Source organism: Proteus sp. G2626, from assembly GCF_009915985.1.
GTDB lineage: Bacteria > Pseudomonadota > Gammaproteobacteria > Enterobacterales > Enterobacteriaceae > Proteus > Proteus vulgaris.
In genome coordinates this window covers 673,911-688,765 of sequence record NZ_JAABNH010000027.1, presented here as the reverse complement: position 1 = coordinate 688,765, position 14,855 = coordinate 673,911, and the positions used below count along the sequence as shown (strand labels likewise).

General features: G+C 38.1%; 13 protein-coding genes and 1 riboswitch. Of the genes, 5 read left to right on the top strand and 8 right to left on the bottom strand.

All coding sequences use genetic code 11. From position 1 onward, the window contains the following. Window positions 1-4 precede the first annotated feature (4 nt). The gene (locus GWJ05_RS15635) at window positions 5-1,477 is read left to right on the top strand and encodes an alanine/glycine:cation symporter family protein (protein WP_036935996.1); all 1,473 of its coding nucleotides are present in this window, start codon (window positions 5-7) and stop codon (window positions 1,475-1,477) included. 100 nt (window positions 1,478-1,577) lie between these two features. Next, the gene (locus GWJ05_RS15630) at window positions 1,578-2,417 is read left to right on the top strand and encodes an N-acetylmuramoyl-L-alanine amidase (RefSeq protein ID WP_036935999.1); all 840 of its coding nucleotides are present in this window, start codon (window positions 1,578-1,580) and stop codon (window positions 2,415-2,417) included. A gap of 107 nt (window positions 2,418-2,524) precedes the next feature. Here GWJ05_RS15630 and brnQ read toward each other — a convergent pair whose 3' ends face one another. The 3 genes from brnQ to GWJ05_RS15615 form a co-directional block, all read right to left on the bottom strand. Then, window positions 2,525-3,871: a branched-chain amino acid transport system II carrier protein gene (gene brnQ, locus GWJ05_RS15625; RefSeq protein ID WP_036936002.1), complete on the bottom strand. Its 1,347-nt coding sequence runs from the start codon at window positions 3,869-3,871 to the stop codon at window positions 2,525-2,527. 302 nt (window positions 3,872-4,173) lie between these two features. Next, window positions 4,174-4,980, bottom strand: a complete 807-nt coding sequence (gene yidA, locus GWJ05_RS15620; RefSeq protein ID WP_036936005.1) for a sugar-phosphatase — start codon at window positions 4,978-4,980, stop codon at window positions 4,174-4,176. Between the two features lie 127 nt (window positions 4,981-5,107). After that, the gene (locus GWJ05_RS15615) at window positions 5,108-5,494 is read right to left on the bottom strand and encodes a helix-turn-helix domain-containing protein (protein WP_006533085.1); all 387 of its coding nucleotides are present in this window, start codon (window positions 5,492-5,494) and stop codon (window positions 5,108-5,110) included. 339 nt (window positions 5,495-5,833) lie between these two features. Between GWJ05_RS15615 and mgrB the strand changes: the two genes are divergently transcribed. Both mgrB and GWJ05_RS15605 read left to right on the top strand, forming a co-directional pair. After that, complete coding sequence (gene mgrB / locus GWJ05_RS18750; RefSeq protein WP_164526450.1) at window positions 5,834-6,010, top strand: PhoP/PhoQ regulator MgrB; 177 nt, start codon at window positions 5,834-5,836, stop codon at window positions 6,008-6,010. Between the two features lie 148 nt (window positions 6,011-6,158). Then, window positions 6,159-7,541 carry an amino acid permease gene (locus GWJ05_RS15605; protein ID WP_036936012.1) on the top strand — a complete coding sequence of 461 codons (1,383 nt, stop codon included), beginning with the start codon at window positions 6,159-6,161 and terminating at the stop codon, window positions 7,539-7,541. 104 nt (window positions 7,542-7,645) lie between these two features. Here the strand turns inward: GWJ05_RS15605 and pagP are convergent, their stop codons facing one another. Then, window positions 7,646-8,281, bottom strand: a complete 636-nt coding sequence (gene pagP / locus GWJ05_RS15600; protein WP_087802197.1) for a lipid IV(A) palmitoyltransferase PagP — start codon at window positions 8,279-8,281, stop codon at window positions 7,646-7,648. Between the two features lie 1,072 nt (window positions 8,282-9,353). Beyond that, window positions 9,354-9,442, top strand: a riboswitch (TPP riboswitch). Between the two features lie 51 nt (window positions 9,443-9,493). Here pagP and thiD point away from each other — a divergent pair. Beyond that, a complete protein-coding gene (thiD, locus tag GWJ05_RS15595) occupies window positions 9,494-10,291 on the top strand; it encodes a bifunctional hydroxymethylpyrimidine kinase/phosphomethylpyrimidine kinase (RefSeq protein WP_036936018.1) in 798 nt (265 codons plus the stop codon). 48 nt (window positions 10,292-10,339) lie between these two features. Here thiD and fbaB read toward each other — a convergent pair whose 3' ends face one another. The 4 genes from fbaB to baeR form a co-directional block, all read right to left on the bottom strand. Beyond that, window positions 10,340-11,389 (bottom strand): class I fructose-bisphosphate aldolase, encoded by a 1,050-nt coding sequence (fbaB, locus tag GWJ05_RS15590; RefSeq protein WP_036936021.1) that lies wholly within the window; start codon window positions 11,387-11,389, stop codon window positions 10,340-10,342. Window positions 11,390-11,438: 49 nt separating this feature from the next. Continuing rightward, on the bottom strand, window positions 11,439-12,332 hold the full coding sequence (gene yegS, locus GWJ05_RS15585; protein ID WP_036936024.1) for a lipid kinase YegS: 894 nt from the start codon (window positions 12,330-12,332) through the stop codon (window positions 11,439-11,441). A gap of 302 nt (window positions 12,333-12,634) precedes the next feature. Next, entirely contained in the window at window positions 12,635-14,014 is a 1,380-nt protein-coding gene (trhP, locus tag GWJ05_RS15580) for a prephenate-dependent tRNA uridine(34) hydroxylase TrhP (RefSeq protein WP_036936027.1), read from the bottom strand. Window positions 14,015-14,134: 120 nt separating this feature from the next. Beyond that, window positions 14,135-14,842: a two-component system response regulator BaeR gene (gene baeR, locus GWJ05_RS15575; protein WP_036936029.1), complete on the bottom strand. Its 708-nt coding sequence runs from the start codon at window positions 14,840-14,842 to the stop codon at window positions 14,135-14,137. Window positions 14,843-14,855: the final 13 nt, after the last annotated feature.

Sequence of the window (14,855 nt, the reverse complement as noted above, 5' to 3'; positions counted from 1 at the left end):
TAATTTGACTGGGCTAATAAACGTTGCAAATAACATTTTATGGGGATATGCCCTTATCTACTTACTCTTAGGAGTCGGTATTTATTTTACTATTCGTACTGGATTTATACAAATCCGACATTTTAGCCATATGTTCTCTATTTTAAAAAATAGCCATAAGTCAGATAAATCAGGGATCTCTTCCTTTCAGGCATTATGCACAAGTTTAGCTGCGCGCGTGGGGACAGGAAATTTGACCGGTGTCGCCATTGCATTAACTGCAGGTGGACCTGGCGCTATTTTTTGGATGTGGGTTGTTGCTCTAATCGGTATGGCAACATCTTTAATTGAAAGTACATTAGCACAACTTTATAAAACAAAAGATGATGAGGGTAATTACCGCGGAGGCCCCGCTTATTATATGACGAAGGGATTGAAAATGCGCTGGATGGGCGTTCTCTTCGCTATTTTCTTAATCATCGCTTTTGGTTTAGTTTTTAATGCAGTTCAAGCTAATTCGATCGCGCAAGCGACAGCATCAGCCTTTAATTTTGATCCATTTTATGTCGGTATCTTTTTAGTGGCAACCAGTGGGTTTATTATTTTTGGTGGTCTACGTTGGGTTGCTCGTGTTGCAGAATTAGTTGTTCCTATTATGGCAACAGCTTATTTATTATTGGCATTCTGGGTTGTTGCTGATCATATTGACCGCTTACCTGAGGTTTTCCTCTTAATCTTTAAAAGTGCTTTTGGTTTACAAGAAGCAGCAGCCGGCGCAGTCGGTTATGGCATTAGCCAAGCAATGACTCAAGGTATTCAACGAGGCTTATTTTCTAACGAAGCAGGGATGGGATCTGCGCCTAATGCTGCTGCGTCTGCCACACCTTATCCGCCACATCCTGCATCTCAAGGATATATTCAAATGCTTGGTGTATTTATGGATACATTGGTTATCTGTAGCGCAACAGCGGTGATCATTTTGTCATCAGGAGTACTTGATAGTTATCCTGATGGTATTAACGGTATTCAATTGACACAATTAGCACTGTCATCAAGCGTTGGCGGTTGGGGAAGTACCTTTATTGCTATTGCTATTTTCTTCTTTGCCTTTACGTCGATTATTGCCAATTATGCTTACGCTGAAAGTAATATGATTTTTCTGGGACGTAATCATACAACGGGGTTATTCCTTTTACGTTTCGCAGTATTAGCGATGGTGATGTTCGGGGCTTTAGCAGATATGCCCCTTGTTTGGAAAATGGCTGATCTCTCTATGGGATTAATGGCAATGACGAATTTAATTGCCATTATCTTACTTTCTGGTGTCGCATTAAAATTAGTCAAAGATTATAACCAACAACGACAAGCCGGTTTATTGCCAACTTTTGATATACGCCAATATCCAGAATTACAAGCTGATATTGAAGACGGTATCTGGGAAAATAATATCATTCCAGATGAGCCTTTAGTTCGATGTGAAAAAGTAAGCAATAATTGAAATAAATAACAAAAAAACGACAAAACTCAAAACCCATATTCTTTAATATGGGTTTTTTTATTACAATTTAACTTTGGGAATAGTTAATCAAGGATCAGAAATGCGATTTAGTCGATGTTATATAGGATTATTTATTGCAATAAGCATCTTAACCGGTTGTGCCAAACAATCAGAGTTTATTGATAGGGGCGATTACATAGCTAAAATTATTCCTAATAAACAGGACGCTAATGAGTGTGTAAAATATCTTGTGATGCATTATACCGCACTAGATGATGAACGCTCACTTAAGGTACTTACTGATGGTCGAGTCAGTAGCCATTATTTGATCCCTACACACCCTTCGTCTATTAATGGAAAACCTGTTGTTATCTCTTTAGTGGATGAAAAACAAATCGCTTGGCATGCAGGAGTTAGTCAATGGGGAGAAGCAACTAGCTTAAATAATTGCTCTATTGGTATTGAAATCGTTAATCTTGGTTACCGTGACAAGGGTAAGTTTAGGTATTGGTATTCTTATACCGCAGATCAAATAGTGACGATCTCAGTAGTGATGAAAGATATAATTACACGTTATGGCATCAAACCTCAAAATGTTTTAGGCCACAGTGATATTGCGCCTCTAAGAAAAGTCGATCCTGGTCCTTTATTCCCTTGGGAAAGGTTGGCAAGTCAAGGAATAGGAGCCTGGCCTGATAAACAGCTAGTACAATTGTATTTGGCTGGTCGAGATCCCTTTGAACCCGTTGATATAGCAAGTTTTCAAAAATTATTACAACAATATGGTTATCAGACGCCAACAAATGGTGTATTAGATGAAAAGGCGTTAAAAGTAGTGAAAGCTTTTCAAATGCACTTTAGGGCTACAAGAGCAGATGGTATTCCTGATGCACAATCAGAGGCGATTTTAAAAGCGTTAATTGAGAAATACCGAACTTAACACCTCCTGTTATGGGGAGAAAATATAAATAATAAAAAAGCGCCTCCAATATAAAATTGAGAAGACGCTTTTTTAATCTGTGTGACGAATGATGTGTTACACGCTGATTATTGCGCAGTATTTTCTACAGAGCGTGGCTCTTCTTTCAAATTTAAACTCACTATTAATGAGATCGCGAAAGCTATCACACCAGGTAATACCCAACCTAGCCCATAATCAGAAAGCGGGATATAGCTAAATAATTGTAGTAAGTCAGCATTTAACCACTTTAATTGTTTCAATGTGTCGAAAAGACTCATTAATACGATGATGGCAATAGTAAAACGATAGGTAAAGCGCGGTGATTTTAATTTATTACGAATAAATTGTAGCAATACCAATGTGACTGATGTTGGATAAATCATTAATAACGCAGGAATGGTCACACGTAATAAAGTATCAAGGCCGAACGTTGATACAATTGTTGTCATTAATGTAAAGACAACAACCCAAAAGCGATAGCCTAAGCGATGGTGGAATGTCGCAAAATAATCAGCCGCCGCACTTGTTACACCAACGAGTGTAGTCATACTCGCTAATAAAACAATTCCACCCATTAGCCAAGTACCAATAGGGCCAAATAAGGCATCAACATAGCGAGAGAATATCTGACCACCATTAGTTGCATTGAGTGCAGGATCTGCAAAAACAGAAACAGAATGGCTAGTGGCGCCTAAATAGAAAAGGCATAGATAAAGTGCAGCTAACAGTAAAACTGATATCAATCCGGCCTTTACGGTAATAAAACCGATTTGGCGAGGTTCAGTTATCCCTTTGGTATACAGCGCTCGTGCAACAATACCACCAAATGCCATAGCAGAAAGGACGTCCATGGTTTGGTAACCGTCTATAAAGCCAGAGAAGAAACCATTAACAGCATAAAGGCCTGTTGGTTCACCGATAGGTGAAATAGGTTTTGCGACAACGGCAATGCCTACAACAACCAGTAAGATTAACAGTGCTGGAGTCATAAACTTACCAATAGCACTTATCATCGTACCTTGTTTTAGCATGAAGAACATACTTGTGATATTGAACACAAGTGCAAAAGTAAGATGTGTTGCCGTATTTTTTTCAATAAGCCCTAAAGGTAAGAAACCCATTTCATAAGCGGTATTGGTGACACGAGGCATCGCAAAAGTAGAGCCTACGATAAGGTACAGTGCTACCCAGAAAATGACGGCAACCCATGAAGGTAAATCAACAGAAAGGCGCTCACCACGTCCACGAATTGCTACAATAACCAAAGTAAGGAAAGGGAGTAAGACACCCGTAACAAGAAAACCTAAGGATGTACTAAACCAGAGGTTTCCCGATTGAAAACCCGCCATAGGGGGGAAAATAATATTACCAGCGCCGAGGAAGAGTGCAAAAACCATCATTCCAAGAACGAGCATGTCTTTTGTAGAAAGCATAACTAAAACTACCTGTCTGTGAAGAAAATATATTAATGATTTATATGTGTTATTCTACTTTTAGCCTATTTAATAGCTGAATATGTTGTAAAAACGCAGTTTGAATAACGAAAAGTGAATTGATAGTAACAAATTCTGAAGGATATGTAAGAAGAAAGGCAGATTTAACGCTTATTTAACAGCAATTATAGAATAATAAAAGGCTATATTTTTGGTCAAAAAGCAGTGTGATCCTCTACTAAGGATCACAATTACTATATAATTTTGTAGACATTCGCGATAAAACACAAAAAAGATCGTGTTTAAATAAATTTATTAATAGCGACTGCAACACCGTGCTCTTCATTAGAAAGTGTGACGAATTTGGCGACTTTTTTCACTTCGTCAGGTGCATTGCCCATGGCAACCCCTAAAGCTGCATATTTCAGCATGGCTAAATCGTTACCTTGATCACCGATACACATAATTTTTTCTGGCGTAATTTTTAAATGTTCAGCTACTTTTTGGACAGCACTTCCTTTATTGACATGGGTATTTAGCACTTCAATAAAATAAGGGGCACTACGTAATATACTGTATTGTTCGTAAATGTTAGTGGGCAAATATTGGATGGCGTTATCTAAAACGGCAGGGGCATCAACAATCATAAATTTACTAAAATACATATCAGATTGCATTTCATTAAGAGGGCGATAATAAAGCGGTGTCCAAGATAAGAACGCCTCTTGGCAGGTGAAATGGCTAATATGGCGATTAGTGGTATAAATTTTATTGTCACTAATGACGTGAAAATGAACGCCTATCTCACGAGCGAGATTTTCAAAATAGAGGTAGTCTTCAAAATTGAGTAAATCCTGAATAATGACTTCACCATTATCTGCTTGATGAATTTGGCTACCATTATTACTAATACAGTAACAATCCGAAGTATCAAGACCGAGTATTTTTAAATAAGGGGAGATGCCATTAAAAGAGCGCCCTGAAGCCAGTACAATCTTAACACCCGCTTCTTTGGCTCGTTGAACAGCATCTTGTACTTCGGGTGTGATTTCGTGTTGTTTGTTGAGTAAGGTTCCATCTAAATCAATAGCGATAAGCTTAATACTCATTAGCATCCCCATATAAAATAAAAGCAATCATGATAAAGGAAGGACGAAGCGGTCTATCATCACATAGCTTGAGTATTATTTATGTGACATTTAAGGCTATCTGCATAATGCCACACAAATAGAAGGGTTAATCACAACAAGGTGATTGTAAATGTAAAGGTTGTTTGGTTTCTAATACGATCTCTTGATTTTGCCGAAAGTCGAAAGGCGTAATGCCATACTCTTTACGGAACATATAAGTAAAGTGAGATTGTGAACCAAAGCCAAAATCGAGGGCGATATCAAAGATAGAACGTTCACTTGTACGTAATAAATGGATAGCGCCAGCAAGTCTACGTTGACGAATATACTTTCCTAAAGAGGTGCCTGTGACTTCTTTAAAGATTTTCTGCATGTGCCAAAGAGAATACCCAGAATAAGCCGCCAACTCCTCAAGATGGATAACACGGCCTAAATGCTCCTCAATCCATTTACTTAGCGCGCAAACTAATGCGAGATGATTATCTTGTGGCATTACAGTTCCATTTTATCAATGAAGTTAAGGTAAAAATCAAAATTAACTCCCTAATCTTATACAAAAAGTGGCAGACAGAGAAATCCATATTAATGGATAGCTATCTCTTCTCGTTGGCAAAATGTGTAATTAAAATAAAAAGTGTTCATTTTGCCGACTGTTTAAAGAAAAAAAGTACAAATTATCGAGAGTCTGTCGAGGAAGCGTTTACCTTTCATTATGAAAGGTATGCTAAATTTACTCATAGAGATAATTGATTGCGAATTTTATAACAACAACTCCCCGTGTTGTTATCGTATTTAAGCGAATGCTTATAATGTTATTCATCATACTAACAAAATGTATTTAAAGGATTTTAAATTGAACGCAAAGAAAATAATTATTAGTTTAATTATTGCATTAGCCATCAGCTTTGGTCTCTATCTTATGGCTTTAGATAACTTTTGCGATCGCGGAGAAGATTTTCAGCAAGGTCTTTGTCGGTTTACCACATTATTCCCCTCCAAACATAGCTAGAAAATCACTTTTCTTATTATTTTTCGCCTAGCATAAAATGTATTTGTTATTCAAGTCAGATTAGTGTTTTAATGGGGGCTTGAAATAAACAAAATCGTAAATATTAGTTTACATGTTAAGTTGATAAAATAATAAGAGAAGAGGATGTATGGCGAGAAAGTCGCAACAGACAGAACTTAAGCGCGGTCTAAAAAATCGACATATCCAGCTCATTGCGCTGGGTGGTGCTGTCGGCGCTGGTCTGTTTCTTGGTATAGCGCAAACCATTAATATGACGGGCCCATCAGTAATATTAGGATATGCTATTGGTGGTTTTATTGCGTTTATGATCATGCGCCAACTGGGCGAAATGGTTGCCGAAGAGCCAGTTGCGGGCTCGTTTAGTCACTTTGCTAATAAATATTGGAGCCCTTTTGCTGGATTCCTATCTGGTTGGAATTATTGGGTGATGTTTATTCTTGTCGGTATGGCAGAGTTAACTGCCGCAGGAAAATACATTAACTATTGGTTACCCGATATCCCTGTTTGGGTTTCTGTGGCTATCTTCTTTGTCGCAATTAACTTAATTAACCTGATTAACGTCAAAATGTATGGTGAAACAGAATTCTGGTTTGCCATTATTAAAGTGTTGGCGATAGTCGGTATGATTTTATTTGGTAGCTATTTACTGGCCAGCGGTAATGGTGGCCCACAAGCATCGGTCAGCAATTTATGGGAGTTAGGTTTCTTCCCCCATGGTTTTACTGGTTTTATGTCGGCTTTAGCGATTGTTATGTTCTCTTTTGGTGGGCTTGAGTTGGTGGGGATCACTGCAGCCGAAGCTGAAAATCCGAAAGTGAGCATCCCGAAAGCGACTAACCAAGTTGTTTATCGTATCTTAATTTTTTATATCGGTTCATTGTTGGTACTACTTTCACTTTATCCTTGGACTCAAGTTGTGAAAGGTGAAAGCCCATTCGTACTGATTTTCCATAATTTGGATAATTTCTTAATCGCTAATATTTTAAATGCTGTGGTATTAACAGCAGCATTATCTGTTTATAACAGTGGCGTTTATTCTAATAGCCGTATGCTTTATGGTTTGGCAAAACAAGGTAATGCACCACATTCACTTGCTAGTGTGAATAAGCGTGGTGTGCCTGTGATGTCATTACTATTATCAGCAGTTGCAACTTCATTAGGTGTTTTAGTTAACTACTTATTACCCGATCAAGCATTAGAACTATTAATGGCGTTAGTGGTGACAACATTAGTCCTTAATTGGATCATGATCTGTTTAGCTAATTTAAAATTCAGAGCAACAAAAATTAAAGAGGGTGTAGAGCCTTCCTTTAAAGCGCTTTGGTATCCATATGGTAACTATATTTGCCTTGCTTTCTTATGCATGATTTTGGTGATTATCTTATTTATGCCACAAGTGAATATTTCAGTTATTTTAATGCCGTTCTGGATTGCGTTCTTGTGGGTTGGATTTAAGATTTCCCGTATGAAGAAAGCACCAGAGAATGCTCAAGCAAGCCAGGATATTTAAATATTATTGGCTTATTTGATAATAAAAAACGCATCATTAGATGCGTTTTTTTGTGTTTTATTTATATTGTTTGTATTTCTTCTGATAGGAAAAAAGTAAGAAAATTATTGCCAACGTAACCAAGCAAATAATACGTTACCATTGTTGTACGTACCAGGTACATATGTTGCTTGTAGTGAAAGATGACCGTAACCCACAGAGACTAGCGGTAATGGCAGTGGCATCGGAATATAGTCATATTCATGGCGTGCTGTAATACTTAGTGTAAATCCTGCCCCCATACGGAAACCGTCTTTATCACCGGGATACCACATTTTCTCAAAACCATAACCTATAATAGGTTGTACTCGGTTATTTGAGTCCATAAATGCCATCGCATAAAGAGAGTGCCAATCACCATCATTGTCATAACGATATTTCCCCATACCAAAACCCCAAGGCGTTTCGTTATAGCGATCCGTTTTTTCTTTATCGTAAGTAAAACGGTTATGCCAAGTCCACACAGGCAAATAGTAGTTATATTGGTCGTTGTCCCAAGTCTGATTGATATTACGTTTGAATTTCCCCCAGTAACTCTCTTCGCTATTAGATTGAGACATATTATTGGTTGTTTGGTGGTTTTCTGTCGTAATAATCTGATGTGGGGTTGAATTATTTTCAGAAGCGAAAGCAGTAGTTGTTAACGCAAGCGAAAACAACGTAGTTGCTAATACGCTAGGGTGAAAATAGGTTGAAAACATAATATAACTCCGAGTACGGCATTGCTATGATTCTGGTGATGACAAATAAACGTTACTAATAGTGTTATTTAATCGACAAGTATTTAAGATAAGAGGTATCTGAAACTTGACTTCTTAACTAAAATCTTAAGGGATAAGAATCGGTTATAAAAAAAATAAATAAATTTGTTATATTTATGAATGCATTTATTTGGAGCATTCAATATTGTTATCTTTTAATGGTAACGTATTGTTTTTAATTTAAAATTAAGTTTTTATTAGATTGAAAGTAAATAGCTGATAAATAAGGATAAAGAGATATTATTTAAGATGAGTCATTTTCAATATAAAAAATTGACCAAATATCTATTTTTATAAATTTATTGAAATATTAGTAAAAATTGATATTAATAACATTAACTTATAAAAAAAGTATTTATTTTCGACGGGATAATAAAGTAATGAATAAAAAGAGTTAAATAAAAAAAAGAAAAATTCCGTGTTGGTTTATAAATTGTTTAAGTTAAGTGAGTTTTATTTAGTGGTGTGTCGATTTTTTGTGCAGATTATCCTAAGGCAAAAACGTGTGAATAATGTTTACTCACATGTTTTCAGGAAATAGATTACTTATTATTGAGATAATTTTTCTTGGCTTATGATAAGTAGCCGATATGGGTATGAGTATCGCGATCTTTGCCCCAGCAGAAAGCATCCCAGTTATTATAGAAATCTTCAATACTGCCAATTAAGTATAGTGGTCTATCTTCCTCAGTTCCATCTGAAGCATAAATATAATGGCCTTTGCTAAAAGCCCATAAAATCATATCAACCCAAAAACCTTTACCATCAGAGATTTGTTCTTCATCAGTAACGACGATATTATGAACTTTAAAAAGATTACAGAAAAAAGTACGAGGTAATTCTCTGATCTCATCACGATGTTTAGGTATACGGGAATGCCAAACTTTTACTTGAGCTGATTTATCTTACTGAATAACAAGCCTCAAAAGTAGGGAGTTAATAAATCGAGATTAGCTATCAAACTAGCATCTTTATCTTGAGCATGCGATACTCCTTATCGCCTGAATTTATAGGCTTTGGCTCGGGGCGCCTTATGGCTGAGATGAACCCGTATAACCTGATCTGGATAATGCCAGCGTAGGGAAGTCAAGGTAACTCTGCTGATTAACAGAGTCCGACTTTTCTGTAACTGGTGAAAGGAGGAGTTAATCAGTGAGATTCAATGCATTGTCTATCGCAGGTACTGACCCTAGTGGTGGCGCAGGTATTCAGGCTGATCTGAAAACATTTTCCGCACTGGGTGTTTATGGTACAACAGTAATGACAGCACTTGTTGCTCAAAATACCTGTGGTGTCCGTAGTGTCTATGATTTATCCCCTGATTTTGTTGCAGCTCAATTAGATGCTGTTTTGTCTGATGTTCGAATTGATAGCGCCAAAATAGGTATGCTCTTTAATGCCTCAATTATTGATGTGGTTTGCGACAAAATTCAGCAATATGCCATTCCTTTTGTTGTGCTTGATACGGTTATGATTGCAAAAAGCGGTGATCCTCTATTACAGCCTGATGCGGTTAATAAAATGGTCAGTCAGCTTTTACCGTTGGTTGATTTGATCACACCTAATTTACCTGAAGCAGCTACACTGCTAGGTTGTGAAGTCGCTCAAGATGAAACAACGATGAAGCAACAAGGTTATGCATTGCTAAAGCAAGGATGCAAAGCCGTGTTAATGAAAGGAGGACATTTAACTGAAGATGAAAGTCCTGATTGGTTATTTACTCAAGATGGCGAGTGGCGATTTACCTCAAAACGCGTTAATACGAAAAATACCCACGGTACAGGATGCACGCTTTCAGCCGCTTTAGCCGCTATTCGTCCTCAAGTCGCTAATTGGCAAATTTGTGTTGAACAAGCAAAAGCCTATTTACAACAAGCGCTAGAACATGCGGATAGTTTAGAGGTTGGGCAAGGTTTTGGTCCTGTACACCATTTTCATCGCTGGTGGTAACAATAAAGCCCCTAAATAATAAGGGGCTTTCATCGTTGAACTTATTAATTAAGCAATAGTGACAGATTTATTCAAATAAACATCTTGTACTGCATTAATCAGGGCAACCCCGTCTTTCATTGATTTTTTGAACGCTTTACGGCCTAAGATCAGCCCCATACCGCCAGCACGTTTATTAATAACGGCGGTGCGAACGGCATCTTCAAGGTCATTATTACCAGAAGCGCCACCAGAGTTAATTAATCCTGCACGGCCCATATAGCAGTTTGCTAATTGGTAGCGAACTAAATCAATTGGGTTTTCAGTAGTGAGTTTCGTGTAAACACGCTCATCAGTATGACCAAAACCAATCGCTTTAAAGCCACCGTTATTTTCAGCCATTTTTTGTTTAACGATATCAGCACCAATAGTTGCCGCTAAATGATTTGCCTGACCCGTTAAATCTGCACTTGCATGGTAATCTACGCCATCTTTTTTGAATGCTGGGTTGCGTAAATAAGCCCATAGTACAGTGACCATACCCAATTCATGAGCACGTTCAAAGGCCATTGAAATTTCTTCAATTTGTCGACGGCTTTCTTGTGAACCAAAGTAAATAGTTGCACCCACTGCAACAGCACCCATTTCAAAGGCTTGCTCTACGCTAGCATACAGTGTTTGGTCATATTGCGCTGGGTAGCTTAGGGTTTCGTTGTGGTTTAATTTCACAAGAAAAGGGATTTTGTGTGCATAGCGACGAGAAACAGAAGCAAGAACACCATAAGTAGAGGCAACACAGTTACAACCTGCTTCAATTGCTAATTCAACAATATTTTTTGGATCAAAATAGAGAGGGTTTGCTGCGAAAGAGGCTGCCGCAGAGTGCTCAACACCTTGGTCAACAGGTAGAATAGACAGATAACCCGTTCCCGCTAAACGTCCGTGATTAAACAGGGTTTGCATTGAACGTAACACGCTATTAGGGCGATTATTATCAATCATGACACGATCAACAAAGTCAGAACCTGGCAGATAGAGATTTTCGCTCGGGATGGTTTGGCAACGATGGTCTAATAATGATTTTGCATCAGCACCTAACAAACTTACTATATCAGTCATTACATACTCCAGTTCATGATGAGATGAGAGTGATTGTCATTTATCTACATTAAGATAACAAGTCACATTGAGGCGGTAACCGGCAGTGGATCGCTTCAGGTAACACAATAAATTCAAATTTATTCCCTAAAAGGGGTTCTCCATCTAAATTAAATACCATTTCATGAGAAGCGCTAATGTTTACCCAGTGACTTTCAAGCTCGATTATCTTGTCATTCTTTTTACGATCAAACAGGCTACTTAGAATAGAAGGGAGCAGTTCGTGAGCTTCTACAATGGTGATATTGAGTTTATTGTCGTTAATTAAGGCTTCAGGGCATAACTGTTGGCCTCCACCAGCTTGACGACCATTGCCGATACCTAAAATAAGAGACTCACCTTTCCAATGAAAGTTTTCAGCTTCAATGGTGCAATAGTCAGCTTTTAAAGTATCAATACGCAAAAGCCCATTAATAAAATAAGCCGCACCACCTAATGCTGATTTTAACGCTTCGGGTGTTTCGGTTGTGATTTTTGTACCAAAGCCACCAGACGCCATATTAATAAAATAGTGGGTCTTATTCACATTGATAATATCAATAGGTACTGAGCGACCTTTAACGGCTAGGTTAAGCGCATTTTCCATATCACGGGGAATTTGTGCGCTGGTAGCAAAATCGTTTGCTGTACCTAATGGAATAATACCAAGCGTAGGTAGAGACGAAGGAGAAAGATGAATGAGTTCAGATGCAACGCTATTTATTGTGCCATCACCTCCTGCTGCAATGACAGTTTCTGCATTCATATTTATAGCTTCTTGTACAAAACGCCGTATATCACTGGATTCCCATGTGACTCTTACTTGGAGGTTAAAACCTTCGTTACGTAATTGGTAAACGGCTTTTCTCAATGCACCGTTGTTAGCATTTTTTCCATTAATAATTAGCAAACTAATTTTACTCATCGATGAGTTCCTTTAATTGAATCACTCTTTTAAAGGTAATGGATATCGAGAAAATTACTATTTTTTTTACAAAGGATAACGAAAAAGGAAAGTGTTTTACGACAAAGCCGATGAGGAAAAAAGAAGAAAGTGAAAAAAGAAAAGGCAAATCCAAGGGAGATTGGATTTGCCAAGGAGGTGGTTCCTAGTCTTACTGTATTCATTCTAGTTCTTTATTTTTCGGAACTGATGATACGGTAAACAAATCATTATTGATGTGATCTGTATTTGAAATTGACCACTTTAAATCAGATTATGACGCTTTACTTCACTTCTACAGCATCAATCTTATGCGGTTGACGTGTTGTTGTACCTTGTAGGTTGCGAATAAGCAGTGCGAAATCTAAATCAACATCTTCCGGAACAGGCAAATAAACCATGTGACCATTACCTGGTGCAACATCTGTTGGCTGTTGTTTTTTGTTAAACAGCGATCCTAACGTGAACTGAATATTTCCGGTTGGTGTCATTAATTCTAGGCTATCACCTAAAACAAATTTATTTTTAACATCAACTTCGGCTAAGCCGTTTACACGTTTACCTGTAAATTCACCGACAAATTGTTGGGTGTCAGAGACAGAATAACCATATTCATAAGTTTGGTACGCATCATGGGTATGACGACGTAAGAAACCTTCTGTATAACCGCGGTGTGCTAAGCCTTCTAATGTTGTTAGCAACGTTGGATCAAATGGTTTGCCTGCAACGGCATCATCAATTGCACGACGATACATTTGCGCTGTGCGGGCACAGTAATAGAAGGATTTAGTACGACCTTCAATTTTCAGAGAGTGCACACCCATTTGTGTTAATTGCTCAACGTGTTCAATTGCACGTAAGTCTTTAGAGTTCATGATATAAGTACCGTGCTCATCTTCGAACGCAGTCATATATTCACCAGGACGTTTCGCTTCTTCGATTAAGTAGACTTTATCTGTTGGCGCGCCAACACCTAAAGTAGGCTCAACATTTTTAACTGGGATTGGCGTGTATTTTTCAACGATATTGCCCACATCGTCTTCTTTGCCTTCTTCGACTTTATATTCCCAACGGCAAGCGTTAGTACAAGTACCTTGGTTCGGATCACGCTTATTGATATAGCCAGATAGCAGGCAACGGCCTGAGTAAGCCATACATAATGCACCGTGAACGAAAACTTCTAATTCCATATCAGGAACTTGCTTACGAATTTCAGCAATTTCATCAATAGAGAGCTCACGAGACAGGATCACTCGCGTTAATCCCATTTGACGCCAGAATTTTACGGTTGCCCAGTTAACGGCATTGGCTTGTACTGAAAGGTGAATATCCATTTCAGGAAAGGCTTCACGCACCATCATGATCAAACCCGGATCAGACATAATCAGCGCATCAGGGCCCATATCAATGACGGGTTTTAAGTCACGGATAAAGGTTTTTAATTTAGCATTATGGGGTGCGATATTAACCACGACATAGAAGCGTTTACCTAATTCATGGGCTTCTTGAATACCTTTGGCAAGGTTTTCGTGGTTAAACTCATTATTACGCACACGTAAGCTATAACGTGGCTGACCTGCATAAACGGCGTCTGCGCCATAAGCAAATGCATAGCGCATATTTTTTAATGAGCCAGCAGGAGAGAGCAATTCGGGTGTAAACATGGTTAATTTCCTGGTTCTGATTTCAAGTCAGTCCCCCCACACATTGGGTAGGGGTATATCATAAAGGGGAGGATTCTAGCGCTTAAGTGTAGCGAGGTTCAATGTATTACTGAAAAAATATCATCGAAAACGATAAGCTTGGGTCTCCCAACGATACCCTTGACCATAAATTGAGCGAATAAATTCTATTTGATCGTTAAGTTGCTCAAGTTTACGTCGTAAGTTTTTAATATGACTATCAATGGTTCTGTCCGTCACAATGCGGTAATCATCATAAAGGTGATCCATTAGCTGATCACGAGTTAATACTTTTCCAGGCTGTGTGGCTAACGCTTTGAGCAGACGAAATTCCGCTGTGGTTAAATCGAGAATTTTATTGTTATATTGGATTTGATAAGCTTGTTCATCAATCATAACTAACTTATCACTTTGAACAATGTCTTGTGGTCGATAATAACGGCGCAATAAGGTTTTGACTCTGGCAACCACTTCTCTCGGGCTGTAAGGTTTACAAATATAATCATCAGCACCAATTTCAAGTCCTAGTAATCTATCCACTTCTTCAGTTTTGGCTGTGACCATAATAATAGGAATATCAGAAAACTGACGTAATTCTTTGCAGACAGTAATGCCATCTTTTCCAGGAAGCATAAGATCTAATAATACAAGGTCGTAATGTTGTTGTTTTACACACAAGTTAACCTCAGCACCATCTGCTAGCCAGTGAGTTTGATAACCCGAAGCTTGAAGGTAATCAATAAGTAATTGGGCAAGTTTAGGCTCGTCTTCAACAATCAGGATTGAATAGGGTGATTCAGATGCTGTCATTTATTGGCTCAAT

What these genes read in the sequence shown, in the direction of transcription:
- GWJ05_RS15630 (WP_036935999.1), top strand. Translation starts at nt 1,578, where the DNA reads ATGCGATTTAGTCGATGTTATATAGGATTATTTATTGCAATAAGCATC.
- brnQ (WP_036936002.1), bottom strand. Translation starts at nt 3,871, where the DNA reads ATGCTTTCTACAAAAGACATGCTCGTTCTTGGAATGATGGTTTTTGCA.
- yidA (WP_036936005.1), bottom strand. Translation starts at nt 4,980, where the DNA reads ATGAGTATTAAGCTTATCGCTATTGATTTAGATGGAACCTTACTCAAC.
- GWJ05_RS15615 (WP_006533085.1), bottom strand. Translation starts at nt 5,494, where the DNA reads ATGCCACAAGATAATCATCTCGCATTAGTTTGCGCGCTAAGTAAATGG.
- mgrB (WP_164526450.1), top strand. Translation starts at nt 5,834, where the DNA reads ATGTATTTAAAGGATTTTAAATTGAACGCAAAGAAAATAATTATTAGT.
- GWJ05_RS15605 (WP_036936012.1), top strand. Translation starts at nt 6,159, where the DNA reads ATGGCGAGAAAGTCGCAACAGACAGAACTTAAGCGCGGTCTAAAAAAT.
- pagP (WP_087802197.1), bottom strand. Translation starts at nt 8,281, where the DNA reads ATGTTTTCAACCTATTTTCACCCTAGCGTATTAGCAACTACGTTGTTT.
- fbaB (WP_036936021.1), bottom strand. Translation starts at nt 11,389, where the DNA reads ATGACTGATATAGTAAGTTTGTTAGGTGCTGATGCAAAATCATTATTA.
- yegS (WP_036936024.1), bottom strand. Translation starts at nt 12,332, where the DNA reads ATGAGTAAAATTAGTTTGCTAATTATTAATGGAAAAAATGCTAACAAC.
- trhP (WP_036936027.1), bottom strand. Translation starts at nt 14,014, where the DNA reads ATGTTTACACCCGAATTGCTCTCTCCTGCTGGCTCATTAAAAAATATG.
- baeR (WP_036936029.1), bottom strand. Translation starts at nt 14,842, where the DNA reads ATGACAGCATCTGAATCACCCTATTCAATCCTGATTGTTGAAGACGAG.